We start from the raw sequence: 24,659 nt of genomic DNA on the forward strand, positions 1-24,659 counted from the left end.
GATGACGCTCTTCTCATCCACCATCGCGTACAGCAAACGGTGGACGGGTGAAGCGTCGTCCACCCTACGTGAGACCACGTGTTGCAACCGTAGGGTGGATGACGCTCTTCTCATCCACCATCGCGTACAGCAAACGGTGGACGGGTGAAGCGTCGTCCACCCTACGTGAGACCGCGTGTTGCAACCGTAGGGTGGATGACGATCTTTTCATCCACCACCACGTACAGCAAACGGTGGACGGGTGAAGCGTCGTCCACCCTACGTGAGACCACATGTTGCAACCGTAGGGTGGATGACACCTCTTCTCATCCACCACCGCGTACACCGAACGGTGGACGGGTGAAGCGTCGTCCACCCTACGTGAGACCGCGTGTTGCAACCGTAGGGTGGATGACGCTCTTCTCATCCACCATCGCGTACAGCAAACGGTGGACGGGTGAAGCGTCGTCCACCCTACGTGAGATCACGTGCTGCAGTCGTAGGGTGGATGACGCTCTTTTCATCCACCATTGGGCAAGGCCGTCAGAAGTTGGTGCTGAGGCTGGCGTAGAAGGTGCGCCCCGGCTCGTTGTAGGTGTAGGCGCCGGCCTCGCGGCTGTTGCCCTCGCGGTACAGGCGCTTGTCGAACAGGTTGCTGACACCCGCGCCGATGCTCCAGTTCTTGTCGATGGCATAGGTGCCGCCGACCCCGACCAGCGCATAGGGGGCGATCTCCCGGCGTGCATCGCCACTCAGCACGTTGCCCTGGTAGTCATACTTGCCCGGCGTCTGCCGGCCGTACCAGGTCACCGTGGTCTGCAGCGACAGCGGGTCGGTCACCTGCCAGTCGAGGGTGGAGTTGACGGTGAACTCGGGGATGATCGACAACGGCTCGCCGGTTTCCTTGTTCTTCGATTGCAGCATCCAGGTGAAGTTGGTGTTCCAGCTCAGGCTGCTGGCCAGCGGCATCTTCAGGTTGCCCTCGAAGCCTTCGACCACCGCACGCGGAATGTTGGTCCACTGAAACACGTTGGCCACGCGCGTGCTGCTGCCCTGGGTGAAGTTGACCGAACCCACCGGTGTACGGCCCGCTTCGACCTTGTCTCGGTAATCGTTACGGAACCAGGTCAGGCTGGCATGGTAGTCGGCGGATTCGAACTCGATGCCCAGCTCCTTGTTGACGCTGGTTTCCGCTTCGAGATTCTCGTTACCCACCAGGAAGCAGCCCGGCCCGCCTGTGACGAAGTCCCAGCAGCCGAGGCCGTTGCTGTACAGCGCGTAGGACGCGTTGCTCTGGTACAGGTTGGGCACCTTGTAGGCCCGTGCGATACCGGCCTTGAGGGTGAAGTGGTCGTCCAGGCGATGCGACAGGTTGAGCGACGGGCTCCAGTTGCCGCCGCTCAGGCTGTTGTGGTCGTAACGCAATCCGGGCGTGAGAACGGTGCCGGGACGCAGCTCGATGTTGTCTTCGACGAACAGCGATGCGGTACGCATGGCGATGTTGCCATCGAAGCGAGTCGGGTAACCGACGCTCTGGATCGCGGCGAGATCGGAGACGCCATCTTCCATGCGCTGCTCGTTCCACTCCGCCCCCAGCGTCACCACCTGCTCGAACACGGCCGAGATCGGCAGGCTCACTTCACTGTGCGCGGTCAGGCTCTCCAGCTCGATGGTGCCGAACTGGTCACTGTAGATCGCCCCCTCCGGCCCACCGGCCAGGCCTTCCTTGAGCCGGTTGTTGCGCGTGCGCTCGTACTGCAGGTAGTTCATCGTGGTACCGAAATCCCAGTCGCCGTGGTGCGTGACGCCGTAGGTGTTGCGGTACATGCGGTTGGTTTCGCGGCCGATCCAGGCGCTGCGGTAGTTGTCGACCACGGCACTGCTGGACAGGTTGTTCATGCTGTCGCCGGTGTAGATGTTGCCCTGGCGGCTGAAGCCGGCCTGCAGCTCGAGGGTCTGCGACTCGTCGAGGCGCCAGGTCAGGGTGCCGTCCACGTCACGGTTGCGCACCCCTTCACGACCGGCCAGGGCAGCATTGGAGGCGCTGACGGCACGGCCTTCGTTGATGTCCTCGTCGTCAGAATCGGTCTTGTTCAGGTTGCCGTACACGCGATACGAGAGGGTATCGGTCAACGGGCCGCTGAGCCCGAAGTTGAGGCGGCGGGTGGCTCCCTCCTCGCTGTGCTCGGGCATGTTGGCGTACAGGCTGAGGTTGCCGTGGTGCTCCAGGCCGGCCTTCTTGGTGATGATGTTGACCACGCCACCGGCGGCGCCGCTGCCATAGCGCGCGGCGGCGGGGCCACGCAGCACTTCGATGCGCTCGATCTGCTCGGCCGGCACCCAGTTGGTGTCGCCGCGCGTGTCGCGGTCACCGCGCCAGCCATAGCGCACGGCATTGCGCGAGCTGACCGGCTTGCCGTCGATCAGGATCAGGGTGTTCTCCGGGCCCATGCCACGGATATCGATCTGCCGATTGTTGCCGCGCGCACCCGAGCCGCTGTTGCCGGTCAGGTTGACCCCCGGCTGCTTGCGGATGATCTCGGCGACATCGTTCATCGGCGGCGCCTTCTGGATGTCCTCGGCGGTGATCACCGACACCCCGAGCGCCTGCTTGAGTTCTTCCTGGGCCGTACCGAGCACCTCGGTAGGCTGCAGCTCAAGCGGCTCTTCGGCGGCCATGGCGAACCCTGGCAGCGCCAGCAGCACAGCGATGGCCAATGGATTGAACGAGTGTTCACGACACGATTGCAGGTACATAACCCCTCCCCGGCGCGCCGCCCAATCGGGCGGCACAACAACTAATGCGAATGATTTGCATCAATAAATGGCGAGGCGTAGTCTGCCACCCTGTTTGCAGCAAGAGGTTTGCGCGCCGAGATTTGTTCTTTGCGCCAGAAGCACGCAGAGGTGCCCCGATGACCAGCAGTACCCCCATCGTCCGCGCCGGAGAGCTGGCCCAGTTGTCCGGTGACGCCATCCGCCTGGTCGGTGGCGAGAGCCGTGCCGACCGCCTGTTCCAGGGCCACCTGAGCTGGCGCCGCCTGCGCAGCGGACTGTCGCTGCACTGTTCCGACTGCCTGGAACTGCAGGACTTCGCCACCCAGGCCGAGGCCCGTCCGCACCTGAACTTCATCCTCTTCCTGCAGGGGCGCAGCGAGGTCAGCTACGACGGCAAGCCATTCACCTTCGGCACCCCGCGCACGGGCTGCGAGGGAGTGACCATCGCCCTCAACGAACCGATGCTGTTCGCCCGCCGCGCGCGCCGTGGCCAGCACATCCGCAAGGTCTCGGTCAGCCTGACCCCGGAATGGTTCGAAGCGAGCGGTTTCGAGGCCCAGGCGGAGCTCAAGGCTTTGCTGCAGGGGGACTATCGGCCGCTCAACGTGCTGCGCTGGCAACCCTCGGCACGCCTGCTGACCCTGGCCGAGCAGGTGCTGCACCCCGGGTGCGGCAATCGCCTGCTGGAGAACCTGTACCTGGAAAGCCGCGCCCTGGAGATCGCCGGCGAGGCCCTGAGCCTGCTGACAGGGCAGTCAGCCAGTGCACCGAGCAACCTGCGTCCGCACGAGCATCAACGCATTCGCCGCACCCTGGAACTGCTGCACAGCGGTACGGCCGATGGCTGGTCACTGGAGGACATCGCCCAAGAGGTAGGTTGCTGCGCCAGCACCCTGCAACGGCAGTTCCAGGCAGCCAAGGGCACGTCGCTGTTCGAGTATCAGCGCCAGCGCAAGCTGCAGCAGGCGCGTGAAGCGCTGGAACAGCAAGGGGTGAGCGTCAGTCAGGCGGCCTGGATCGCCGGCTACGGCAGCGCCGCCAACTTCTCCACGGCGTTCAAGCGCGCCTTCGGCATCAGCCCCAAGCAGGTCCGCGCGCGACTGTAGCGATCACCCGCCAAGCCGCGCCCGGCGCGGGCGAGAGGCCTACGCCCCTCCCGCAAGCGGGAGAGGGTGTTGCGCGCAGCCGCTGTTACCGGGCGCTGATCACGGGGGCGGTGAGCTTTTCCAGCAGGCCGGCCTGCGCATTGCGCGGGTTCTGGTTGCCGGTGGGCTGCTGGCGCACGTAGCGACCGTCGGACTGCAGCACCCAGGCCTGGGTGTTGTCGGTCAGGTAGCTTTCCAGCTCCTTCTTGACCCGGGTGATGAGCTTCTTGCCCTCGACCGGGAAGCAGGTCTCCACGCGCTTGTCGAGGTTGCGCTCCATCCAGTCGGCACTGGACAGGTAGATCAGCTCGTCGCCGCCGTTGAGGAAGTAGTACACGCGGGTGTGTTCGAGGAAGCGACCGATGATCGAGCGCACCTGGATGTTGTGCGACACGCCCGGCACGCCCGGGCGCAGGCAGCACATGCCACGCACCACCAGGTCGATCTTCACCCCGGTCTGGCTGGCCTTGTACAGCGCGCGGATGACCTTCGGATCGGTCAGCGAGTTGAACTTGGCGATGATGTGCGCCGGCTTGCCCTCGGCCGCCGCCGCGGTTTCCTTGGCGATCAGGTCGAGCAGGGTCTTCTTCAGGGTGAAGGGCGCGTGCAGCAGCTTCTTCATGCGCAGGGTCTTGCCCATGCCGATCAGCTGGCTGAACAGCTTGGAGACGTCCTCGCCGAGCGCCACGTCGGCGGTCAGCAGGCTGTAGTCGGTGTACAGACGGGCATTGCCGGCGTGGTAGTTGCCGGTACCCAGGTGCGCATAGCGACGAATCTCGCCGTTCTCGCGACGCAGGATCAGCATCATCTTGGAGTGGGTCTTGAAGCCGACCACCCCGTAGATCACCACCGCGCCAGCGGCCTGCAGACGGCTGGCGAGCTGCAGGTTGGACTCTTCGTCGAAACGCGCACGCAGCTCGATCACCGCCGTGACCTCCTTGCCGTTGCGCGCTGCCTCGACCAGTGCGTCGACGATCTCCGAATTGGCGCCGGAGCGGTACAGCGTCTGCTTGATGGCCAGCACGTGCGGGTCCTTGGCGGCCTGGCGCAGCAGGTCGACCACCGGGGTGAAGGACTCGAACGGGTGCAGCAGGAGGATGTCCTGCTTGCTGACCACGTTGAAGATGTTCTCCGAGTTCTGCAGCAGCTTGGGGATCACCGGGGTGAACGGCGCGTACTGCAGGTCCGGGTGGTTATCCAGGCCGGTGATGCTGAACAGGCGCGTCAGGTTGACCGGGCCGTTGACCTGGTACAGCTCGCCTTCGGTCAGGCCGAACTGCTTGAGCAGGTGATCGCGCAGGTGCTTCGGGCAGGTGTCGACCACCTCCAGGCGCACCGCATCGCCGTAGCGCCGGCTGAACAGCTCGCCGCGCAGGGCGCGGGCCAGATCTTCGACGTCCTCGGTGTCCACCGACAGGTCGGCGTTACGGGTCAAACGGAACTGGTAGCAGCCCTTGACCTTCATGCCCTGGAACAGGTCGTCGGCATGGGCGTGGATCATCGACGAGAGGAACACGTAGTTGTCGCCGGGGCCACCGACCTCTTCCGGCACGCGGATGATCCGTGGCAGCAGGCGTGGCGCCGGGATGATGGCCAGGCCGGAATCGCGACCGAAGGCATCGACGCCCTCCAGCTCGACGATGAAGTTCAGGCTCTTGTTCACCAGCAGCGGGAAGGGGTGCGTCGGGTCGAGCCCGATGGGCGTGATGATCGGCGCGATCTCGTCGCGGAAATAGCGGCGCACCCAGGTCTTGAGCTTGGCCGTCCAGTAGCGCCGACGAATGAAGTTGATGCCTTGCTTGGCCAGGGCCGGGAACAGCGTGTCGTTGAGGATCGCGTACTGACGCTCGACCTGCTCGTGCACCAGCTCGCTGATACGCGACAGCGCCTGATGCGGCTGCAGGCCATCGGCGCCGGCCTGTTCGCGGGCGAAGTTGATCTGTTTCTTCAGGCCGGCGACGCGAATCTCGAAGAACTCGTCGAGGTTGCTGGAGAAGATCAGCAGGAACTTCAAGCGTTCCAGCAAGGGATAGGACTCATCCAGGGCCTGCTCCAGCACGCGGATATTGAACTGCAACTGGGACAGTTCACGGTGGATGTACAGGCTGCTGTCATCCAGGCTGGGGGGCGGCGGTGGCGGTGTTTCCACCACCGGTTGCTCAGCCACCACCTCGACCTGGGGTTGCGGCTGGGAGCCTTCGAGCGCTTCGCTGGTGAGTCCTTCGGTGTTCATCGCTGGGTTCCTGGGGGCGTCATTGCCCCTGTTTTAGCAGTTCTGCCGCACGTACGGCGAAATAGGTGAGAATGCCATCGGCACCGGCGCGTTTGAATGCGGTGAGCGACTCCATCATCGCTGCCTCGGTCAGCCAGCCGTTCTGGATCGCCGCCATGTGCATGGCGTACTCACCGCTGACCTGGTAGACGAAGGTCGGCACCTTGAAGGTGTCCTTCACGCGCCACAGCACATCCAGGTAGGGCATACCCGGCTTGACCATGACCATGTCGGCGCCCTCGGCGAGGTCGGCGGCGACTTCATGCAGTGCCTCGTCACCATTGGCCGGGTCCATCTGGTAGGTGAACTTGTTGCCCTTGCCCAGGTTGCCGGACGAGCCGATGGCATCGCGGAACGGCCCGTAGTAGGCGCTGGCGTACTTGGCCGAGTAGGCCATGATGCGGGTGTTGACGTGATCGCCCAGCTCCAGCGCCTCGCGGATCGCCTGCACCCGGCCGTCCATCATGTCCGACGGCGAGATGATGTGCGCGCCGGCCTCGGCGTGCGACAGCGACTGACGGACCAGCGCGTCGATGGTGATGTCGTTGAGCACGTAGCCATCGTCATCGATGATGCCGTCCTGGCCGTGCGTGGTGTAGGGGTCCAGCGCGACGTCGGTCATCACCCCGAGCTCCGGGAAGCGCTCGCGCAGCGCGCGGATGGCGCGCTGGATCAGCCCGTCCGGGTTCCACGCCTCGGCGGCGTCGAGCGACTTGCGCTCGGTCGGGATGTACGGGAACAGGTCGATCAGCGGAATACCCAGCTCCACCCAGCGCTCGGCCTCGACCAGCAGCTGATCGATCGACAGGCGCTCGACGCCCGGCATCGACGCGATCGCCTCGCGACGGTTCTCGCCGTCGAGAATGAATACCGGCAGGATCAGGTCATCGACGCTCAGGCGGTTCTCACGTACCAGGCGACGGGAAAAATCGTCGCGACGGTTGCGGCGCAGGCGAGTGGCGGGGAACAGGCGGTTGGCGGGGGTAACGCTCACGGCAGACTCCAGAGCCCGCAAGAACGGGCCAGTGTGACGGTTATAAGCGACCATTATGACCAAATGATGACGGTCGCATTACTTCGTGCGACTGCGCGTCGCACAGGCAGTCGCACATTGTGGCACGGCCCGCCACCTTCCGGGCCTTTCGCGGTCGGAGTAGTCTTCACCCCCCATGATCCACGAGCGCAGCACATGCTCCAAGAGCTGATCCGCCAGTTCGGTTATCCGGCCCTGATTCTCGGCACCTTCCTCGAAGGCGAGGTGTCGCTGCTGCTGGCCGCCTACATGGCCGTGCGCGACGTGCTGCAGATCGAATGGGTGGCGCTGTGCGCCTTTCTCGGCACCTTCGCCAGCGACCAGCTGTGGTACTACCTCGGCCGTCGCCACGGCCGCGCTCTGCTGGCGCGCAAGCCGCGCTGGCAACCGCTGGGCGAGCGCGCCAGCGGGCTGATCAGGCGCTACCCGGATCTGTGGGTACTGTGCTTTCGCTTCCTCTACGGCCTGCGCACGGTGATGCCGCTGACCATCGGCCTGTCCGGCTATTCATGGCCGCGCTACCTGCTGCTCGACGCCATCGGCGCCGGCGTCTGGGCCGGCGGCATCAGCCTGCTGGCCTACAGCCTGGGCAACGCCATGGGCGGCCTGCTCGACGAGCTGCGCCACTACCAGATCCTGCTGCTCGCCGGCGTGGTGCTGCTGCTTGCGTTCGCCTGGCTATACCGGTGGAGTCAGCGCCGGCGCGGCTGAGCCACGCACCAGCCAGATACCCAGCAGGCTGGCCAGGCTGTAGGCGGCCAGCCAGCCCCAGGCGCCGCCATCCAGGCTCAGCGCACCCAGCGCACCCGCCAGCCACAAGGCCGGGACGTTGAGCAGCAGGCGCAGGTACTCGAGCCTGGCGGCGCCAGGGCGATTCTCCAGCCACAGGCCGATGCTGCACAGGCCCAGGGCGACCCACAGGCAGGCCAGCAGCAGCGCCGCCAGGGCCAGCGACTCACCTTGCGCGAGCAGCCAGACACCGGCCAGCAGGTAACAGACGAACTGCAGCAGGGCATAGCACTGCGCACCGCGCCCCAGGGCGACGTCGAACTTGCGGAAGTTGCCCAGGTCCGGCTTGGCCTGCGGATAGCGCGCCGCCACATCGGCCGGGCGCCAGCCGGTGGGCATGAACCAGATGCGCAGCCGGTCCCACCAGGAGGCGGCCCGCCGCGCATCGTTCCACAACCCGGCATAGACCTGCAGGTTGGCCCACAGCGGGTTCCAGCTGGCGAGCGGTACGGTGACGCCGAAGATCACCGGTTCCTCGTCCAGCTCTTCCTGGAAGGTGCCGAAAATTCGATCCCAGACGATGAACACACCGCCGTAATTGCGATCCATGTAGATAGGATTCTGTGCATGGTGCACCCGGTGGTTGGAAGGCGTGATGAACAGCCACTCGAACCAGCCCAGCTTGGGAATGTGCCGGGTATGCACCCAGAACTGATAGAGCAGGTTCAGCGCCGCCACCGTGAGAAACACCAGCGGCGGCACACCGGCGATGGCCATCGGCAGGTAGAAGATCCAGCCGAAGATGAAACCGGTACTGGTCTGCCGTAACGCCGTGGAGAGATTGTAGTCTTCACTTTGATGGTGCACCGCATGCGCGGCCCAGAGCACGTTGCGCTCATGGCCCAGGCGGTGGTTCCAGTAGTAGCAGAAGTCATAGAAGACGAAGGCGCTTATCCACACCCAGAGGCTGTTTGCGGAGAGCTCGAACAACGCCAGGTGCTCCCAGGCGAAGGCGTAGGTCAGCAGGCCCACCACCTTGGTCAGCAGGCCGGTGGCCTGCGACAGCACGCCGGCGCTGAGGCTGTTCAGGGCGTCGGCCAGGCGGTAGGTGCGCATGCCGCGCCAGCGGTCGGCGAGCAGTTCCAGGCCGATCAGCAGGAAGAAGAAGGGCACTGCATAGAGAACGTAATTCATGACTGCGCCATAGCGTTGTACTTGTGCCGGGATTGGGCTGATGTTCATCCTATGCGCAGCCTCGCCAGGCTTCGCGGCGGTAGATGACAGTCCAAGCGGCATATGGCGACAGACCAACGATTGCCAACACCCACGTCCGTGCTGCGGGCGTGTTTTCCTCACCAGGAGTCGAGCATGAACAAGAAAGTGGCTGTGATTCTGTCCGGCTGTGGCGTCTACGACGGTGCCGAGATCCATGAAAGCGTGATCACCCTGTTGCGCCTCGACCAGCGCGGCGCCGAGGTGCAGTGCTTCGCCCCCGACGTGGCGCAGTTGCACGTGGTGGATCACTACAGCGGCGACGAGATGAACGAGACGCGCAACGTGCTGGTGGAGTCCGCACGCATCGCCCGCGGCCAGATCAAGGACGTCAGGGCGCTGCACGCGGCGGACTTCGATGCGCTGATCATGCCGGGCGGCTTCGGTGTGGCGAAGAACCTCTCCGACTTCGCCACCAGTGGTGCGGGCTGCAGCGTGCAGCCGGACGTGCTGGCCGCGTGCAAGGCGTTCGCCGATGCCGGCAAGCCGGTCGGCATGATGTGCATCGCCCCGGCGCTGGCGGCCAAGATCTTCGGCGCCGGCGTGGCCTGCACCATCGGCACCGACCACGACACCGCCGCCGCCCTCACCCAGATGGGCGCCGAGCACCATGAGTGCGAAGTCAGCGAGATCATCGAGGACCGCCAGCGCAAGCTGGTGACCACCCCGGCCTACATGCTCGCCCAGTCCATCGCCGAAGCGGCCTCGGGCATCAACAAGATGGTCGACCGGGTGCTGGAGCTGGCCCACCACTGAGGGCCGGCGAGCGCCCATCGCAGGGCGCTTCGGTCATAGGCCAGGGCAGTCTGGCCGCCGCGCTGTTCAAGTCCATCGGGCTGCGGCAGCGTGGCGGCATGTCTTCATGGAGCGCCCCATGTCCCAGCCCTTCGTCCTCGACGCCGCCCTGCAGCAGGCGGTCGCCAGTTTCTTTCAACGCATCCCCTTCAACCAGGTGCTCGGCATCGAGCTGGATGAGCTGAGCCCCGAGCGGGTCACCATGCACCTGCCGATGAAGCCCGAGCTGATCGGCAACTTCGTCCACGGCATCCTGCATGGCGGGGTGATCTCGTCCCTGCTCGACGTCTGCGGCGGCGCCATGGCATTGATCGGCGCCTCCGCCAACCACCAGCACCTGCCAGCCGCCGAACGCATGAGCAAGCTGTCCAAGCTCGGCACCATCGACCTGCGCATCGACTACCTGCGCCCAGGCCGTGGCCAGCGCTTCAGCGCCACCGCCACGCCGCTGCGCGCCGGCAACAAGGTCGCGGTGATCCGCATGGAGCTGCACAACGACGAAGGCGTACTGGTGGCAGTGGGCACCGGCACCTATCTGTGCGGCTAGGCCAGGAGAACCCTGGCTCGTAGCCGGGGGCAATCCGTGACGACTAGCGGCTCAAGCGCGTGAGAATCCGATCCAGCGCATTGGCGAACGCCTGGCGGTCCTTCTCCGAGTAGGGTGCCTGGCCACCGCCGACCTGGCCCTGTTCGCGCAGGTCGGTGAACAGGTTGCGCACCGCCAGGCGCTCGCCCATGTTGCGCTCGTCGAACTCTCGGCCACGCGGGTCGAGTGCCGCGACGCCCTTCTTCACCAGGCGGTCGGCCAGGGGCACGTCGCTGCAGATCACCAGTTCGCCAGGCACCGCGTGCTCGACCAGATGATCGTCGGCCGCGTCCGGGCCACTGGGCACCACGATCAGTTTCACGCAGGCGAAATTCGGCCGGGCGACGGCCTGGCCGGCCACCAGCACCACCTCGAAGCCTCGCTTGAGGGCGAACTTGACCACCTGATCCCGCGCCGCCCGAGGGCAGGCATCGGCGTCGATCCATACACGCATGCAGCAACTTCCGCAGAGAAAACTGCGCCCAGTATGCCAGCAGGCGGGCGGCTCAGGTGTTGTAGAACGGCTCGCAGCGTTCGCGCACGGCACGCGACAGGTTGTCGTCCGCCAGTTCGATCAGATCCAGTTCGACCTCGTCCGGCAGCAACTCGGCGACCAGCGCCGCCAGGCGCCGCTGGCCACGGATATCGGCACCGGACACAGCCAGCAGCAGGCGCGGCTGCGGGCCGATGGCCGGATCGCGCAACGCCGCCAGGAAGGCTTCGCGCACGGCGAGCTGGGCACAGGCAGCGGACAGCGCCTGTTCCAGCGGGGGATGACGCAGCGCGGCCAGCGCCAGATCCGGGCTGTCGGCGTAATGGGTGGAATGGATCGAGGAGGACATGCGTGCACTCGGCAAAGGAATTGGAACCAGCCTAGGTGCACTGAGACTCGCTGTCGTGGCAGCGGTTCACGCTATGAGGCAAAGAGGGCGAGCAAAGCCGCCCTCGTTCACGCCGCGTCCGTTCAGGCCTGCTCGGCCGTGCGCCGACGCTCGCCGAGCAGGCTGCGCCCATACAGCAGGGCGATGCCGGCCAGCGCCAGCGCTTGTGCCGAGAGGCTCCAGGCATCGGGGTGAATGCCCAGCCAGTCGAACTCGAAGAACGCCACCGGGCGCGTGCCCAGCACCCCGGCCTCCTGCAGCGCCGCCACGCCATGGCCGGCGAACACCACGGAGAGAATGCACAGCAGCACCGCGTTGACGCCGAAGAAGGTCGCCAGTGGCAGCTTGCGCGAACCGCGCAGAATCACCCAGGCCAGGCCGAGCAGCACCACCAGGGCGGCACCGGCGCCGGCCAGCACGGCGCCATGTCCGGCCGGGCCGGCCTGCAGCCAGAGGGTTTCGTAGAACAGGATGACTTCGAACAGCTCGCGGTACACCGAGAAGAACGCCAGCACGGCGAAGCCGAAACGGCCACCGCCACCGACCAGGCTGCTCTTGATGTAATCCTGCCATGCGGCGGCGTGACGACGGTCGTGCATCCACACGCCGACCCACAGCAGCACCACGCTGGCGAACAGTGCGGTCGCCCCTTCGAGCAGTTCGCGCTGGGCGCCACTGACGTCGATGACGTAGGCAGCCACCGCCCAGGTTGCGACGCCGGCGAGCAGGGCCAGGCCCCAGCCGACGTGCACGCTGCGCGCGGCCTGCTGCTGACCGGTGTTGTTGAGGAAGGCGAGGATCGCCGCCAGCACCAGAATCGCTTCCAGGCCTTCACGCAGCAGGATCAGCATGCTGGAGAAGAAGCTCAGCGAGGCGTTCATCGCACCGCCCTCGAGCAAGGCGGCCGACTTGTCCAGTTCGACCTTGGCCAGCTCCAGCGCCTGGGCGGCCTGGGCGACACTGGCGCCGTCCTGAACCGCCTGACGGTAGGCCATCAGCGCCCTCTCGGTGGTCTTGCGCTGCACCGCGTCGAGGTTGTCCAGCGCGCTCTCGACCAGCTCGAAGCCTTCCAGGTAAGCACCCACCGAGAGGTCGTAAGCCTGTTCGACATGGCCATCGCGGTAGGCCTGCAGGCTGTGCTCCAGGGTGCTGCGGGTATGTCCGATCAGCTGCTGCGGGCCGCGTTTCTCCACGGTCGGATGAGCACGCTGGGCGCGGAAGGCGGCGCCATCGCCCCCCTCCGCGACGATCTCCGCAGGCGTGCGCCCGGCCAGGTCGGCCATGCGAAACTGCGTGCCACCCTGCGCCGGAGCGGCGCTGAAGCCGGCGATATAGCTGGCTAGGTCCCAGCGCTGGCGATCATCGAGCTGATCGGCGAAGGCCGGCATGTCGGTGCCCTCGATGCCCAGGCCGAGCGTGTTGTAGAGGTCGTAGAGGCTCAGCCGGTCCAGCCGTGCGGCATCGCGCAGATTGGCCGGCGGCGGCTCCAGGCCGATGCCCGCCGGGCCGTCGCCGGCGCCGGCATCGCCGTGGCAGACCGAGCAATGTTGTGCGTACAGCGGCGCACCGCGCTCGGGGTCGGGGGTGATGGCCGGCGTCTGCGCCACCTGATACAGCTCGGCCAGGCGGGCACTGAGCTGACGCGCCTGATGCGCAACGTCTGCACCGGGCTGACGCTGCTCGACGGCGTGCTTCAGCGCAGCGATGCCCTGTTCCAGTTCAGCGCGTTCGGCCTTGGCCGGCAGTGCGACCACCAGCCCCTGCAGGACCCCGATGAATTCCAGCTGCTCGCGGTACTCGCCCGCGTCGACCACCTGGCCGTCGGCCACCGTGGCCGGATAGTCGGCGCCAATGTAGCCGAGCATGTGCAGGGCCTGGGCGGCGCCATCGAGTGGCTCGGCCAGGGCAGCGAGGCTGCCGAGTGCCAGCAGCGGCAGCATCAGCCAGGAGAACAGGGAACGATAACGACTCATCAATGCATTCCGAAACGCGAATGGATGGCATTAAATTGTTGCCGGCCTGCCCTGCGCAGACAAGGAAAATATGAAATATTTGGTAACAACCCGCCGAGTGGCCGCCCGCAGGCGGCCGGGCATGGGCTTCAGACGGCCGCGCGCTTGACCGTGGCCAGCAGGCCCGCCGCTGCGGCGAACAGGGCGGCGAAGCTGCGATTCATCACCCGCTGCTGGCGGGGCGTACGCAGCGCCCGCAGCACGCGCGAGGCCAGGCCGGTGTAGCCGGCCATGACGATCAGGTCGACCACGATCATGGTCGCGCCCATGATCAGGTACTGGGCCAGCAGCGGCGCATGCGGGTCGAGGAACTGCGGCAGCACCGCCAGCATGAAGACGATGGCCTTGGGGTTGCTGGCGTTGACCAGGAAACCGCGCAGCACCAGGGTCAGCGGCCGGCCAATCGGCCGCTCGACGGCGCCGCTATCCAGGTCACTGGGCAGGGCCACCCATTGCTTGTAGGCGAGGAACACCAGGTAGGCGACGCCGAACCATTTGATCACGCTGAAGGCCAGGGCAGAGGCGGCCAGAATGGCACCGACCCCGGCGGCGACGATGGCGATCTGCATCGCCAGGCCGAGCTGCAGGCCCAGCGCGTTCCAGTAGCCACGCCAGAAGCCGTACTGCAGGCCAGCGGACATCGAGGCCACGGCGCCGGCACCAGGCGACAGGCTGATCACCCAGCAGGCAACGAAGAAGGCGAGCCAGGTTTCCAGTGCCATGATGCGTACCTCGAAAAGCTGAAATCAGGAGAAGGAGCTACAGCCTACTCCTGCGCCAGCGCCCAGACCAGCGGGTCAGCGCCAGCGGCGCACCGACTTCTGGAAGAACAGACTGTTGGGCACCTGCAACAGGGCGCCAGCGGCATCCTCGCTGAGGTCCTGCAGGGTGGTGTAGAACAGGTTGATGGCGATGACCCGGCCCTTCACACCTGGCTTGTCGGCGCTCTCGATGACCTCCACGGTGTCGCCCATGCGAAACGGGCCCATGGTGAAGATCAGCAGTGCGCAGAACATGTTCGACAGCACGCTCCAGATGGCGAAGAAGGCCACTGCGGCAACGGCGGTGAAGCCGGTCAGCGCCGTCCACAGTACCGTCGCCGACACGCCCAGGCGCTCCAGCACCATCAGCAGGGCACTGCCCATGATCACCCAGCGCACCAGGCCTCGCAGGGGCTGCAACACCTCCGGCGGCAGCAGGCTGTAGCGTGCGCCGAGACGGCTGATGGCGCGGGTCAGAATGCGCTGGGCGAGCCAGGCCAGCAGGATGATCAGCAACACCTGACCGGCACGCAGCAAGGGCTCGCGCCACGCCATCAGCAGTTCCAGCTGTTCCATCACTCCGCCTCCTCCAGTTGCTGTTGCAGGGCCTCCAGGGTTTCCAGCGCCAGCAACCAGGCTTCTTCCAGTTCCGCCTCGCGGGCCTTGAGTCGGGCCTGCTCGGCCAGGCGCTCGCGCAACTCGTCCTTGCGTGCCGCTTCGTACAGCGTGCTATCGCCCAGTTGCTGCTCCACCTCGGCAAGCTGTGCCTGCAGCTTGCCCAGCTCCTGCTCGAGCTTGTCGGCCTGCTTCTTGTGCGGCGCCAGTTGCTGGCGCAACGCGGCGGCAGCCTGACGCTGGGCACGCTTGTCGGTCTTCTCGCCGCCGGCCAGCGGTGCCCCCGCTGGCAACTGGCGCGCGCGGAAGTCGACCAGCCAGCGCGCGTAGTCGTCGAGGTCGCCCTCGAAGGGCTGAATGCGCCCGTCGGCCACCAGCAGGAACTCGTCGGTGGTGCTCTTCAGCAGGTGACGATCGTGGGACACCACCAGGACCGCACCGGCGAAGTCCTGCAGGGCCATGGTCAGCGCCAGGCGCATTTCCAGGTCGAGGTGGTTGGTCGGTTCGTCGAGCAACAGCAGGTTGGGCTTCTGCCAGGCGATCAGCGCCAGGGCCAGGCGCGCCTTCTCGCCACCGGAGAAATTGACCACCACTTCGTCGCAACGCTCGCCACGGAAGTCGAAGCCGCCGAGGAAATCGCGCAGGGTCTGCTCGCGCTCGCCCGGGGCGATGCGCTGCAGGTGCAGCAGCGGGCTGGCCTTGGCATCCAGCGAATCGAGCTGGTGCTGGGCGAAGTAACCGATGGCCAGGTTCTCGCCACGCGCCAGCTCACCACCGAGCACGGCGAGATCGCCGGCCAGGGTCTTGATCAGGGTCGACTTGCCCGCGCCATTGGGGCCGAGCAGGCCGATGCGCGCACCGGGCGCCAGGCTCAGCTTGACCTTCTCCAGCACCACCTTGTCGCCATAACCCAGGCGCACCTCGGACAGGTTGAGCAGCGGGCTGGAGACCTTGTCCGCCTCGCGGAAGGCGAAGTCGAAGGGCGAGTCGACATGCGCCGGCGCCAGTTCTTCCAGGCGCTCCAGCGCCTTGATGCGGCTCTGCGCCTGGCGCGCCTTGCTGGCCTTGGCCTTGAAGCGGCGGATGAAGTCTTCCATGTGCGCACGCTGCGTCTGCTGCTTCTCGTACGCCTGCTGCTGCTGGGCCAGACGCTCGGCACGGGTGCGTTCGAAGGCCGAGTAGCCGCCCCGGTAGAGGGTCAGCTTCTGCTGCTCCAGGTGCGCCACGTGATCGACCACGGCATCGAGGAAATCGCGGTCGTGAGAGATCAGCAGCAGGGTGCCCGGGTAGCCCTTGAGCCACTCCTCCAGCCAGAGGATCGCATCGAGGTCGAGGTGGTTGGTCGGCTCGTCGAGCAGCAGCAACTCGGACGGGCACATCAGCGCCTGGGCCAGGTTCAGGCGCATGCGCCAGCCACCGGAAAAGTCGCCGACGCGCTTGTCCATCTGCTCGCCGGTGAAACCCAGCCCCGCCAGCAGCTTGCGGGCACGAGCATCGGCGGTGTAGCCCTGGGCGTTGTCCAGTTCGGTGTGCAGACGGGCGATGGCGGCGCCGTCATGCGCCTGCTCGGCACGCGCCAGTTCGGCCTGGATCGCCCGCAGGTGCAGGTCGCCATCGAGCACGTAGTCCACCGCCAGGCGTTCGAGGTTGTCGACCTCCTGGCGCATGTGGGCGATGCGCCAGTCGGCGGGCAAGCGGCAGTCCCCGGCATCGGGGCCGAGTTCGCCGCGCAGCAGCGCGAACAGGCTGGACTTGCCGGCGCCATTGGCACCGATCAGACCGACCTTCTGGCCGGCGTGCAGGGTCAGTTCCGCACCTTCGAGAAGGCGTTGCGGACCGCGCTGTAGAGTGAGGTTCTGGAGTCGGATCATAATGGCCGCGGAGTCTACCAAATCGCCCCGGAGGCCGCGTGCAGGATCTGTGGAATTTCGCGCTTGAACTCTACGCCAGACCCGGCGTGGAACACGCCTGCCTGGAGTTGCAGGAGGCAGGCTGCGATGTCTGCCTGCTTCTGACTGGTGCCTGGCTGCAACGCCGTGGCGTGCGCTGTCTGGATGAACGCCTGCGCGCCCTGCGGGACGTGGCGGTGCCCTGGCAACGCGGGGTGATCTCGCCCTTGCGCCAGCTACGCCGCGACTGGCGCAGCGCCGCCGGCCAGGATGCAGCGCTGGCGAGCTTGCGCGAACAGGTCAAGCAACTGGAACTGCACAGCGAGCGCGTGCTGCTCGAGCGCTTGCAGGCAGTTGCCGAACCCTGGCCGAGCGAAGCCGGCGACCATGACTGGCTGACGCACCTGGGAAGGCAGGACAGCGCCGCGCTGCATGTGCTGCGCGGCGCCATGGCTCAGCCTTAGGACGCGCTCGGCGTCTCTGCGGCACTGGCCCCAGTGCTCGCCGCTGGAGCGGCGGGCGCGACGGGTGCCGTCGGCGCTGCGGGCTTGGCGGCGGCCGGCTTGGCCGGCTTGGCCGGAGCCTTCTTCACGGGCGCCTTGGCAGCTGCCGGCTTCTTCGCGACCGCAGGCTTGCTGACGGGCTTGGCTGCTGCTGGTTTGGCGGCCGGTTTCGCTGCGGCGGGCTTGGCTGCTGGCTTGGCTGCCGCCGGTTTACTGGCCGCGGCAGGCTTGGCCGGGGCCTTGGCTGCGACCGGCTTGGCAGCCGGTTTGGCGGCGGGCTTGGCTGCAGCGGGCTTGGCAGCCGCTTTCGGTGCTGCCGGCTTGGCTGCCGCAGGCTTGCGAGCGGCGGGCTTGGCCGCTGGCTTGCTGGCCGCTGCAGGTTTCGCTGCCGGCTTGCTGGCTGCCGCAGGCTTGGCAACGGGCTTACTCACCGGTTTGGCGACAGCCGCTTTGGCCGGAGCCTTCTTCACCGGTGCCTTGGCAACAGCGGGTTTCTTCGCCGCCGCCGGTTTGCTGGCTGGCTTGGCGGCCGGCGCGGCAGCCTTGGCGTCGCGCACGTCGAGCGCCTTGCCCGCGGCTTCTTTCACCTTGCCTACGCCCTGGGCCAGTTTCAGGCTCTCCTGAGCGTCACGCTTGAGCTGGCCGATGTAGTTGCGGGTTTCGCTCTGCCGGGTCTTGAGCGAGTCGAGCAGTTCTTCCAGCTCGGCCACCGCGTCCTTGGCCTTGGCCTGGGCCTTGGCTTTTCCAGCGACGGCGGCGTCCTGCAGCTTGCTGCGCGCCTTGTGCAGTTTTTCCTGGGCCTTGCCGCGCTGTTTCTCCAGCTTGGCGAGGAGTTTCTCGGCATCGATCAGTGCTTGCGAGCAGGCATTTTCCAGGTGCTCGAGCAGACTGGCAGACAACTGGTGAAGCAGGTGCAACGGAGTGGTTACGGACTTCTTCTTGGCCGACATGGCACGCCTCCTGGCGGATGTGGATCCGCCCATACTAGACGCACGAGCGAGGCGTCGCCATAGGCCTTTCGGCGAGCACAGCAGATACACGCAGGCACTGGCATAATCGCCGGGATCCTGTGTCGCCTCCGCGCGAGCCACAGGAAATGCACACCAGCCCGCATCCTGATCCGGAGACATCGCCATGCGCCGCGCCGCACTCGCCACCCTTGCGCTCTGCTGCAGCCTGACCGTACAGGCCGACCAGCACCAGCAAGACCTGGCCTACAGCCTCGGCGCAAGGCTCGGCGAGCGACTGCATGCAGAGGTACCGGACCTGCCCCTGGACGCGCTGATCGAGGGCTTGCGCCAGGCCTACGACGGCAAGCCGCTGCGCCTCGACAGCGCCCGTATCGAACAGCTGCTCGATGAGCACGAAGCGCGCATCGCGGCCTCGCCGCAACGCCATGCCAAGGCTATCGAAGCGGAACAGCGCTTTCTCGCCGAGCAGCGCCAGCGCCCCGGCACCCGGGTGCTGGAGAACGGCGTGCTGGTGAGCGAGCTGGGCAGCGGCAGTGGCCCGACGCCCTCGGCACGTAGCCGGGTGCAGGTGAGCTATCGCGGTTCGCTGGCAGACGGCAGTGTCTTCGACGAGAGTGAGACGCCACAGTGGTTTCGCCTGGACAGCCTGATCGCCGGCTGGCGCAGCGCACTGCTGCAGATGCGCAAGGGCGCGCACTGGCGCCTGGTGATTCCGTCGAGTCAGGCCTACGGCGAGGAAGGTGCGGGTGATCTGATCCCCCCCTACGCGCCGCTGGTGTTCGACCTGCGCCTGCTCGACGTCGCCGACTGAGCGGCAACGTGCGGCCCGGAATCTCCGGGCGCTATCGGCACCCGAGGTTCAGAGCGCTTCGGCGGCCTGTTCCTGGTGGGCGGTGTGCAGCACCTCGATCAGGCAGTCTTCCAGCTCGAAGCGCTCATGCAGCAGCTGACCCAGACGCTCGAGCTCTGCCACCAGCGAGGCGCTGTCGCGGCAGTCACCGTTGTCACAGCGATCATTGAAGGCCAGCGCCACGGCGGTGATCGCCTCGAGACGCGGGTAGATGCGCTTGGCCAGCTCCAGGCCGCGCTGATCGTTGAAGGCCTTGGCCTCGCTGGTCAGCTGTTCGTAGACCTCGAAATGGCCTGCCGACACATAGTCCACCAGCAGCTCGCAGAAACCCTGCAGAGACTCACCATTGATGGCCGGCGCCTGCGGTGCCTTGGTCAGGGCAGCGTAGGCCTGCACCAGTTCGCGCCGCTCACCCAGCCAGCGATCGATCAGCTGGTGAACCCCGCCCCAACGTTCCTGTGCGTTCCGACAACTCTCAAGCATGATGAACCTCGCTTCCCTTATCGATAAGGCCTGTTATACGTCCACTCCGGGACGTTCTTATGACCTGCGACCCTGGCGGCCACCCTTCGGGCGTCGCTACGCGACGTTGAAAATCATTCCCGACGATTTTTTGTCAATCGGTGCTTGTTCTTGGGAAGGCAACCGCAGAATGGCGTTTTTCCGACGATGCGTGCGAGCCAGATTATGCTCGTGGGCAGACACCATCAAGGCACTGCCACGAGAAATTTCATACGAGCGTTTGAGCAGCAAGCCACAGGCCTCGCGGCCTGCAGCAATACGCATTCTCAATCGCGACGCAGAAGCTGCAGCAGGCAGAAACCGATCATGCCGATGAAGCCGAGCAGGCTCCACTCGGGAATGCTCATGCCGAACAGCGTCCAGTTCACTTCGGCGCAATCGGCACTGCCCTGGAACACCAGGCGCACGATGTCCTGCAGCGGCAGCGCTTCCATCATGAACTCGAGGCTCGGCAGGCAGGCTTCGAGCTGGTCGGCCGGTACGCTCTGCAACCAGATCTGCCGACCTGCGGTGGCGGCACCGGCGACGGCGAACAGCAGCGCCAGCACGGCATAGACACGCCGACCCAGGCGGCCCGGACCATGGAGCGAGGCGATCAGGCAGACCACACCGAACAGCACCACGCAGATACGTTGCAGGATGCACATCGGGCAGGGCTCGAGGCCGACGACATGTTCCAGATAGAGCGCAGCCGCCATCAGCAGTACGCAGCCGATGAATGCCAGGAAAAACAGGGGACGCGGACTGGCCAAGTGCATGGTGGCTCCGGGAAGGAAATCGAGGGCAGTACGGTAGAGGAAAGCGAGGGCGCCTTTCAAGGCGCCCGGCAACACGCGGCAGGCTATTCATCGCGCGGAAACGCCCCTCCGTCAGGGCGGCGCGCCTGCCGCGGCAATCGGCCGCAGCCGATCAGGCATTGGCCCCCTGCGGTTGCGGCAGCGGCGGCAGGCCCTGATGCAACAGGCCGAGACTTTCCAGCAACAGCTGATTGCTGCGCTCCAGCTCACCCAGTTGTGCCAGCAGGCGCGCCAGTTCGGCGCAGGTTTCCGGGTGCCGTTCCAGCTTCAGGCTGCTCTCGAAATAATCGCGGGCCTTGCCCCAGAGCTGGTTCTGCAGACACAGCCGGCCCAGGGTCAGCAGCAGGGCCGGGTCCTGCGGATGCTGCTTGAGCCAGAGTTCGGCCGTCTGCAGCTGACGCGCCGGATCAGCGCCCCGCAGCACGCCATAGAAACGCGCCAGACGGCTGTCGTAGCCACGCTTGAGGGCACTGCGCAGGACTTCTTCGGCCTCTTCCTGGGCGCCGAGACGACGCAGTTGCTCGACGTAGGCGGCAATCAGCTCAGGCTCCTGGCGCAACGGCGCAGACAGCTGCTGCCAGGCCTGGGTCAGCGGTTGCAGCGCCGTTTCGCCCTGCCCCTGCCCGGCAAGCCCGGCTTCGCCCAGGCGCCCGCGCCAGGTTTCGCGCTCCAGTTCATCCAGCTCGGCGGCCGGCAGGGCTTTCTCCTTGCGCAACTCCGGCAGCAGACCGAGCAGCGCCGACCAGTCCTGACGCTGCAGGTACAGACGCTGCAACTGGCGCAACACCAGGTGATGCCCCGGGTGACGCTCGTGCATCGCCTGCAGCGTGTCCAGCGCAGCGTCCATGTCGCCACGGCTGCGCTGCAGCTCGGCGTGGGTCAGGGCGATGGCCAGCTCGGCCTGCGGCTGCCGGTTCAGGGCCTGCTCGAGCAGCGCATCGCTCTGTTCGTGCTGGCCGAGCTTGTTCGCCGCGCGCGCGGCGCCGAGGTAGAACATCAGCGGCTGGCTGTCGGCCTCTGCGGCACGGGTCAGCTGACGTTGCGCACGCGCCCAGCGGCCCTCCGCCAGGTCGAGCATGCCCTGCTCGGAAGCCAGGCGTACGCGCCGGTTGCGATGCAGGCGCGACCAGGGGTTGGCCAGGCGCGTCGAGCTGAGCAGCAGGCGCAGCAGCCATTTGCCCAGGTAGTAGACCAGCACCACGGCCAGCAGCAGACCGAGAAACGCCCACAGGCCGGACTGGTAGCGGAACCCCTTGTAGGCGAACAGCACGTAGCCGCGGTCGGCCTCGATGGCCAGACTCAGCAGGTACAGCCCCACCGCGACGGCCAGCAACAGCAGGAGCCAGATCAGGCGTTTCATTGCGCCTCCCCGGCCGCTGCGGCCCCCTGCCGACGCTGCGCATGCTTGCGCTGCAAGTAGGCTTGCAGGGCGTCGAGCGACTCGCTCAGGTCGGGCACCTTGACCTCGACGCGGGCATCGGCCAGTTCGCTGAAACGCTGGCGCAGCGCGCGGCTGTCGGGGTTATCCAGGTTGAAGTGCGCGTCAAGGATGTCCTCTGCCTGTTTCAGCGACTGCCGGTACACGCCGGCCTGGCCATGCAGGGCCGCCCATTGCGCCTGCTCCAGTGCCAGCGAGAGGCTCAGGCGTACCTGCGACAGGCTTTGCCCCGAGAGTAGTGGCCGCACGTTGCGGTCCGCGTCGAACTCGATACGGAAGTACTGCGACAGGTCTTTCAGCCAGTCACTCCACCAGGCGCTGCCGTCGTTCTCGGCAGCCAGTTCGGAGAGCACGTCCCCCTGCCCGTCGAGGCTTGGCGCCAGCGGGTTGAGCGTGGCCGCCTGCTCACGCAGGGCGCCCAGCTGCAGGAACAGGCCGACGCGATCGGGGCGCTCGGTGGTACGCAGGGCTTCCAGGCTGCGACTGAGCTGTTCGCGGGCACCGAAGGCCGCGGGGTCATCCTGATCGCGGAGGATCTCGTCGGCGGTCTGCACCAGCGCTTCGGCGCTGGCGACATCCTGCAGGGCGGACAGACGCAGGGTGGCGAGGCGCAGCAGGTGCTCGGCCTCGTCCAGGCGCCAGTCCTGCCGGGTGCCGTCGAGCACCGATTCCAGGCGCTGGCTCATGCGCTGCTGATCGGACTGCACATTGGCCAGAAGACGGCGACGCTCATCCAGTTCGGCCGCGCTGGGCAGGGCCGACAGGCGCGAGTCGAGGCGCTGGGCGAGCTCGTCGACCTTCTTCGCGCTGTCGTCTCGGGTACGCTGCAGGTCCGCGGATTGCTGCTGTTCCCGGCCCTGTATCTGTTGCAGCTGCCAGAGGCTCCAGCCGCCGGCACCGGCGCCAGCCAGGCCGACCAGCAGGGCGAAGGCCGCGAGGCCGGTACCACCGCCTTTGCCTGGGGTCTTCGCGGGGGGAGTGGCTGTGCTGTTCACGGCTGCGCTGGCCGGTTTTTCTTCTGGCGTATTCGGGGTGGATGCTTCGCTCACGTATCCGTCCTTTTAGAGGGCGGCAGCCGGAAACTGCTCCAGAGCTGCCTGCAAGGCCGCGGCACTGGCGCCACGACAGTCCACAACGATCTCCGCGCCCGCACGGCGTGCCTGCTCGGCGACACGCGGGCTGGGTACGAACAAGGGTAGCCGAGCCAGGCTCGGCCAGTCACCGCCGGCCAGCTGCAGCAGATTCTCGAACCCCTGCCCACTGCTGACCACCAGGCCGTTCAGGCGTTCCGCCCGCACCCTGCGGCCCAGCTCATCCGGCGCGTACTGCGGCAACGCGCGGCGGTACAGTGGCAGATAGTCGACTGTCACACCTTGGCCGCGCAAGCATTCGGCAAGAAATTCTCGGCCACCCTCGCCACGCAGGATCAGCACGCACGGCGTGTCGGCGGCGGCAATGGCCTGCTGCAGCGCCGGCAACGCGAGCAGCGCCTCGCTGTCGTCACCGGTCGGCGGGTAATGGCTGTCCAGGCCCGCTTCATCGAGCAGCGCGGCGGTCGCGGCGCCCACGGCGAACCAGGGTTGCGCCGGCGCAGGCTGCGGCCCATGCCGCTGCAGCAGGGCCAGGCCCAGGCGCGCCGCCGGCTTGCTGACCACGATCACCGCGCAGTAGCGCTGCAGATCGCGGAAGGTCTGTTGCTGCTCGACGCTCTCGGCCAGCGCCTCGATCGCCAGCAACGGCATGCAATGCCCGTATACGCCATGCGCTGCAAGCGTCCGCGCCAACGCGGCACAGTCATCGGTCGGACGCGTCAGCAGCAGGCGCCAGGCGCTCACGGGTGGCCGGCCTCACCGTACACGGCCTTGAGAATCGCATCGGCGCCCTGTGCCAGCAGGGCCTCGGCGACGCGCACGCCCAGCGCCTCGGCATCGCTGCTGGCGGCGCGCTCCTCGGCACGCAGCAGCAGACCGCCATCGGGCTGGCCGACCAGGCCACGCAGCCACAGCTGGTCACCTTCCAGCAGCGCATAACAGGCGATCGGCACCTGGCAACCGCCATTGAGGTGCTTGTTCAGCGCCCGCTCGGCCGTCACGCGCAGCGCCGTTTCAGGGTGATGCAGCGGTGCCAGCAGGGCATGCAGGTCGCTGTCGGCCGTGCGGCACTCGATGCCGACAGCGCCCTGGCCACCGGCGGGCAGGCTGTCTTCGGCACTGAGCGAACTGCGGATACGGGCTTCGAAACCCAGGCGGATCAGGCCGGCTGCAGCGAGGATGATGGCGTCGTACTCGCCGGCATCGAGCTTGGCCAGGCGGGTATTGACGTTGCCGCGCAGGAACTGGATCTTCAGATCGGGACGCCGCGCCAGCAGCTGGGCCTGGCGCCGCAGGCTGGAGGTGCCGACCACGCTGCCGGCGGGCAACGCATCGAGGCTCGCGTAGGTGTTGGAGACGAAGGCGTCACGCGGGTCTTCCCGCTCGCAGATGCAGTACAGGCCCAGACCTGCCGGGAAGTCCATCGGCACGTCCTTCATCGAGTGCACGGCGATATCGGCCTCGTTCTCCAGCAGCGCGGTTTCCAGTTCCTTGACGAACAGCCCCTTGCCGCCGATCTTCGCCAGTGGTGCGTCGAGCAGCTTGTCGCCACGACTGACCATCGGCACCAGGCTGACCTTGAGGCCGGGGTGGGCCTGCTCCAGGCGGGCTTTGACATATTCGGCCTGCCACAGGGCCAGGGCGCTCTTACGGGTGGCGATGCGAATTTCGCGGGACATGGGGGCAATTCCAGAAAACGGATTGCCGCGAATCATAACAGGCTCGCCCAGTGCCGGCTGG

24 protein-coding genes are annotated in these 24,659 nt (G+C 66.5%); 6 read left to right on the top strand and 18 right to left on the bottom strand.

The genetic code is table 11. From position 1 onward, the window contains the following. Nucleotides 1-522: 522 nt before the first annotated feature. Entirely contained in the window at nt 523-2,736 is a 2,214-nt protein-coding gene (locus tag EPK82_RS20590; protein WP_134677861.1) for a TonB-dependent siderophore receptor, read from the bottom strand. A 158-nt stretch (nt 2,737-2,894) separates the two neighbouring features. Between EPK82_RS20590 and EPK82_RS20595 the strand changes: the two genes are divergently transcribed. Further along, nucleotides 2,895-3,863 (top strand): helix-turn-helix transcriptional regulator, encoded by a 969-nt coding sequence (locus EPK82_RS20595; RefSeq protein ID WP_037052856.1) that lies wholly within the window; start codon nt 2,895-2,897, stop codon nt 3,861-3,863. Nucleotides 3,864-3,948: 85 nt separating this feature from the next. On the opposite strand, the gene ppk1 is transcribed toward EPK82_RS20595, so the two are convergent. Further along, nucleotides 3,949-6,135 (bottom strand): polyphosphate kinase 1, encoded by a 2,187-nt coding sequence (gene ppk1 / locus EPK82_RS20600; RefSeq protein WP_037052855.1) that lies wholly within the window; start codon nt 6,133-6,135, stop codon nt 3,949-3,951. A gap of 19 nt (nt 6,136-6,154) precedes the next feature. Further along, complete coding sequence (gene hemB / locus EPK82_RS20605) at nt 6,155-7,168, bottom strand: porphobilinogen synthase (protein WP_037052854.1); 1,014 nt, start codon at nt 7,166-7,168, stop codon at nt 6,155-6,157. Nucleotides 7,169-7,363: 195 nt separating this feature from the next. Here hemB and EPK82_RS20610 point away from each other — a divergent pair, with 195 nt between their 5' ends. Next, nucleotides 7,364-7,918: a DedA family protein gene (locus EPK82_RS20610; RefSeq protein WP_037052851.1), complete on the top strand. Its 555-nt coding sequence runs from the start codon at nt 7,364-7,366 to the stop codon at nt 7,916-7,918. On the opposite strand, the gene EPK82_RS20615 is transcribed toward EPK82_RS20610, so the two are convergent. Beyond that, entirely contained in the window at nt 7,886-9,130 is a 1,245-nt protein-coding gene (locus EPK82_RS20615; RefSeq protein WP_037052848.1) for a sterol desaturase family protein, read from the bottom strand. The genes EPK82_RS20610 and EPK82_RS20615 overlap by 33 nt on opposite strands. 174 nt (nt 9,131-9,304) lie before the next feature. Here EPK82_RS20615 and elbB point away from each other — a divergent pair, with 174 nt between their 5' ends. Both elbB and EPK82_RS20625 read left to right on the top strand, forming a co-directional pair. After that, complete coding sequence (gene elbB, locus EPK82_RS20620) at nt 9,305-9,964, top strand: isoprenoid biosynthesis glyoxalase ElbB (protein ID WP_037052845.1); 660 nt, start codon at nt 9,305-9,307, stop codon at nt 9,962-9,964. A 118-nt stretch (nt 9,965-10,082) separates the two neighbouring features. After that, nucleotides 10,083-10,550 carry a thioesterase family protein gene (locus EPK82_RS20625; RefSeq protein WP_037052841.1) on the top strand — a complete coding sequence of 156 codons (468 nt, stop codon included), beginning with the start codon at nt 10,083-10,085 and terminating at the stop codon, nt 10,548-10,550. Nucleotides 10,551-10,593: 43 nt separating this feature from the next. On the opposite strand, the gene EPK82_RS20630 is transcribed toward EPK82_RS20625, so the two are convergent. The 6 genes from EPK82_RS20630 to EPK82_RS20655 all read right to left on the bottom strand — a co-directional run bounded on the left by EPK82_RS20630 (nt 10,594) and on the right by EPK82_RS20655 (nt 16,729). Then, nucleotides 10,594-11,043, bottom strand: coding sequence for a YaiI/YqxD family protein (locus EPK82_RS20630; RefSeq protein ID WP_004373364.1), 450 nt, complete (start codon nt 11,041-11,043; stop codon nt 10,594-10,596). A gap of 52 nt (nt 11,044-11,095) precedes the next feature. Then, on the bottom strand, nt 11,096-11,431 hold the full coding sequence (locus EPK82_RS20635; protein WP_037052839.1) for an enhanced serine sensitivity protein SseB C-terminal domain-containing protein: 336 nt from the start codon (nt 11,429-11,431) through the stop codon (nt 11,096-11,098). Nucleotides 11,432-11,553: 122 nt separating this feature from the next. Beyond that, entirely contained in the window at nt 11,554-13,443 is a 1,890-nt protein-coding gene (locus EPK82_RS20640) for a cytochrome c/FTR1 family iron permease (RefSeq protein WP_037052837.1), read from the bottom strand. Nucleotides 13,444-13,571: 128 nt separating this feature from the next. Further along, nucleotides 13,572-14,204, bottom strand: coding sequence for a LysE family transporter (locus EPK82_RS20645; protein WP_037052835.1), 633 nt, complete (start codon nt 14,202-14,204; stop codon nt 13,572-13,574). A 75-nt stretch (nt 14,205-14,279) separates the two neighbouring features. Beyond that, a complete protein-coding gene (locus tag EPK82_RS20650) occupies nt 14,280-14,819 on the bottom strand; it encodes a mechanosensitive ion channel family protein (protein WP_037052833.1) in 540 nt (179 codons plus the stop codon). Next, the gene (locus EPK82_RS20655; protein WP_134677862.1) at nt 14,819-16,729 is read right to left on the bottom strand and encodes an ATP-binding cassette domain-containing protein; all 1,911 of its coding nucleotides are present in this window, start codon (nt 16,727-16,729) and stop codon (nt 14,819-14,821) included. Before EPK82_RS20655 ends, EPK82_RS20650 begins: the two co-directional genes overlap by 1 nt. A gap of 38 nt (nt 16,730-16,767) precedes the next feature. Between EPK82_RS20655 and EPK82_RS20660 the strand changes: the two genes are divergently transcribed. Next, nucleotides 16,768-17,211: a TIGR02444 family protein gene (locus tag EPK82_RS20660; RefSeq protein WP_134677863.1), complete on the top strand. Its 444-nt coding sequence runs from the start codon at nt 16,768-16,770 to the stop codon at nt 17,209-17,211. Here the strand turns inward: EPK82_RS20660 and EPK82_RS20665 are convergent. Beyond that, a complete protein-coding gene (locus EPK82_RS20665) occupies nt 17,208-18,200 on the bottom strand; it encodes an AlgP family protein (protein WP_134677876.1) in 993 nt (330 codons plus the stop codon). The two genes, EPK82_RS20660 and EPK82_RS20665, sit on opposite strands and share 4 nt — an antisense overlap. Nucleotides 18,201-18,384: 184 nt before the next feature. On the opposite strand from EPK82_RS20665, the gene EPK82_RS20670 reads away from it, so the two are divergent. Further along, nucleotides 18,385-19,032 carry an FKBP-type peptidyl-prolyl cis-trans isomerase gene (locus EPK82_RS20670; protein WP_134677864.1) on the top strand — a complete coding sequence of 216 codons (648 nt, stop codon included), beginning with the start codon at nt 18,385-18,387 and terminating at the stop codon, nt 19,030-19,032. Nucleotides 19,033-19,080: 48 nt separating this feature from the next. Here the strand turns inward: EPK82_RS20670 and EPK82_RS20675 are convergent, their stop codons facing one another. From EPK82_RS20675 to hemC, 7 genes are all read right to left on the bottom strand, one after another. Next, nucleotides 19,081-19,554 (bottom strand): Rsd/AlgQ family anti-sigma factor, encoded by a 474-nt coding sequence (locus tag EPK82_RS20675; protein ID WP_037052822.1) that lies wholly within the window; start codon nt 19,552-19,554, stop codon nt 19,081-19,083. Between the two features lie 96 nt (nt 19,555-19,650). Next, entirely contained in the window at nt 19,651-19,857 is a 207-nt protein-coding gene (locus EPK82_RS20680) for a hypothetical protein (RefSeq protein WP_134677865.1), read from the bottom strand. 2 nt (nt 19,858-19,859) lie between these two features. Continuing rightward, on the bottom strand, nt 19,860-20,351 hold the full coding sequence (locus EPK82_RS20685) for a disulfide bond formation protein B (RefSeq protein WP_037052820.1): 492 nt from the start codon (nt 20,349-20,351) through the stop codon (nt 19,860-19,862). 151 nt (nt 20,352-20,502) lie between these two features. Then, nucleotides 20,503-21,750 carry a heme biosynthesis HemY N-terminal domain-containing protein gene (locus tag EPK82_RS20690; protein ID WP_037052818.1) on the bottom strand — a complete coding sequence of 416 codons (1,248 nt, stop codon included), beginning with the start codon at nt 21,748-21,750 and terminating at the stop codon, nt 20,503-20,505. After that, nucleotides 21,747-22,877, bottom strand: coding sequence for a uroporphyrinogen-III C-methyltransferase (locus EPK82_RS20695; protein WP_037052816.1), 1,131 nt, complete (start codon nt 22,875-22,877; stop codon nt 21,747-21,749). Before EPK82_RS20695 ends, EPK82_RS20690 begins: the two co-directional genes overlap by 4 nt. A gap of 12 nt (nt 22,878-22,889) precedes the next feature. After that, on the bottom strand, nt 22,890-23,663 hold the full coding sequence (locus EPK82_RS20700) for a uroporphyrinogen-III synthase (RefSeq protein WP_134677866.1): 774 nt from the start codon (nt 23,661-23,663) through the stop codon (nt 22,890-22,892). After that, nucleotides 23,660-24,598: a hydroxymethylbilane synthase gene (hemC, locus tag EPK82_RS20705; RefSeq protein WP_037052811.1), complete on the bottom strand. Its 939-nt coding sequence runs from the start codon at nt 24,596-24,598 to the stop codon at nt 23,660-23,662. Before hemC ends, EPK82_RS20700 begins: the two co-directional genes overlap by 4 nt. Nucleotides 24,599-24,659: the final 61 nt, after the last annotated feature.

This window comes from Ectopseudomonas khazarica (assembly GCF_004521985.1).
Taxonomy (GTDB): domain Bacteria; phylum Pseudomonadota; class Gammaproteobacteria; order Pseudomonadales; family Pseudomonadaceae; genus Aquipseudomonas; species Aquipseudomonas khazarica.

What these genes read in the sequence shown, in the direction of transcription:
- EPK82_RS20680 (WP_134677865.1), bottom strand. Translation starts at nt 19,857, where the DNA reads ATGCGTATTGCTGCAGGCCGCGAGGCCTGTGGCTTGCTGCTCAAACGC.
- EPK82_RS20645 (WP_037052835.1), bottom strand. Translation starts at nt 14,204, where the DNA reads ATGGCACTGGAAACCTGGCTCGCCTTCTTCGTTGCCTGCTGGGTGATC.
- EPK82_RS20675 (WP_037052822.1), bottom strand. Translation starts at nt 19,554, where the DNA reads ATGCTTGAGAGTTGTCGGAACGCACAGGAACGTTGGGGCGGGGTTCAC.
- hemC (WP_037052811.1), bottom strand. Translation starts at nt 24,598, where the DNA reads ATGTCCCGCGAAATTCGCATCGCCACCCGTAAGAGCGCCCTGGCCCTG.
- EPK82_RS20630 (WP_004373364.1), bottom strand. Translation starts at nt 11,043, where the DNA reads ATGCGTGTATGGATCGACGCCGATGCCTGCCCTCGGGCGGCGCGGGAT.
- EPK82_RS20590 (WP_134677861.1), bottom strand. Translation starts at nt 2,736, where the DNA reads ATGTACCTGCAATCGTGTCGTGAACACTCGTTCAATCCATTGGCCATC.
- EPK82_RS20625 (WP_037052841.1), top strand. Translation starts at nt 10,083, where the DNA reads ATGTCCCAGCCCTTCGTCCTCGACGCCGCCCTGCAGCAGGCGGTCGCC.
- EPK82_RS20685 (WP_037052820.1), bottom strand. Translation starts at nt 20,351, where the DNA reads ATGCACTTGGCCAGTCCGCGTCCCCTGTTTTTCCTGGCATTCATCGGC.
- EPK82_RS20655 (WP_134677862.1), bottom strand. Translation starts at nt 16,729, where the DNA reads ATGATCCGACTCCAGAACCTCACTCTACAGCGCGGTCCGCAACGCCTT.
- EPK82_RS20595 (WP_037052856.1), top strand. Translation starts at nt 2,895, where the DNA reads ATGACCAGCAGTACCCCCATCGTCCGCGCCGGAGAGCTGGCCCAGTTG.
- EPK82_RS20635 (WP_037052839.1), bottom strand. Translation starts at nt 11,431, where the DNA reads ATGTCCTCCTCGATCCATTCCACCCATTACGCCGACAGCCCGGATCTG.
- EPK82_RS20615 (WP_037052848.1), bottom strand. Translation starts at nt 9,130, where the DNA reads ATGAATTACGTTCTCTATGCAGTGCCCTTCTTCTTCCTGCTGATCGGC.
- EPK82_RS20665 (WP_134677876.1), bottom strand. Translation starts at nt 18,200, where the DNA reads ATGTCGGCCAAGAAGAAGTCCGTAACCACTCCGTTGCACCTGCTTCAC.
- EPK82_RS20650 (WP_037052833.1), bottom strand. Translation starts at nt 14,819, where the DNA reads ATGGAACAGCTGGAACTGCTGATGGCGTGGCGCGAGCCCTTGCTGCGT.
- elbB (WP_037052845.1), top strand. Translation starts at nt 9,305, where the DNA reads ATGAACAAGAAAGTGGCTGTGATTCTGTCCGGCTGTGGCGTCTACGAC.
- EPK82_RS20690 (WP_037052818.1), bottom strand. Translation starts at nt 21,750, where the DNA reads ATGAAACGCCTGATCTGGCTCCTGCTGTTGCTGGCCGTCGCGGTGGGG.
- EPK82_RS20640 (WP_037052837.1), bottom strand. Translation starts at nt 13,443, where the DNA reads ATGAGTCGTTATCGTTCCCTGTTCTCCTGGCTGATGCTGCCGCTGCTG.
- EPK82_RS20610 (WP_037052851.1), top strand. Translation starts at nt 7,364, where the DNA reads ATGCTCCAAGAGCTGATCCGCCAGTTCGGTTATCCGGCCCTGATTCTC.
- ppk1 (WP_037052855.1), bottom strand. Translation starts at nt 6,135, where the DNA reads ATGAACACCGAAGGACTCACCAGCGAAGCGCTCGAAGGCTCCCAGCCG.
- EPK82_RS20670 (WP_134677864.1), top strand. Translation starts at nt 18,385, where the DNA reads ATGCGCCGCGCCGCACTCGCCACCCTTGCGCTCTGCTGCAGCCTGACC.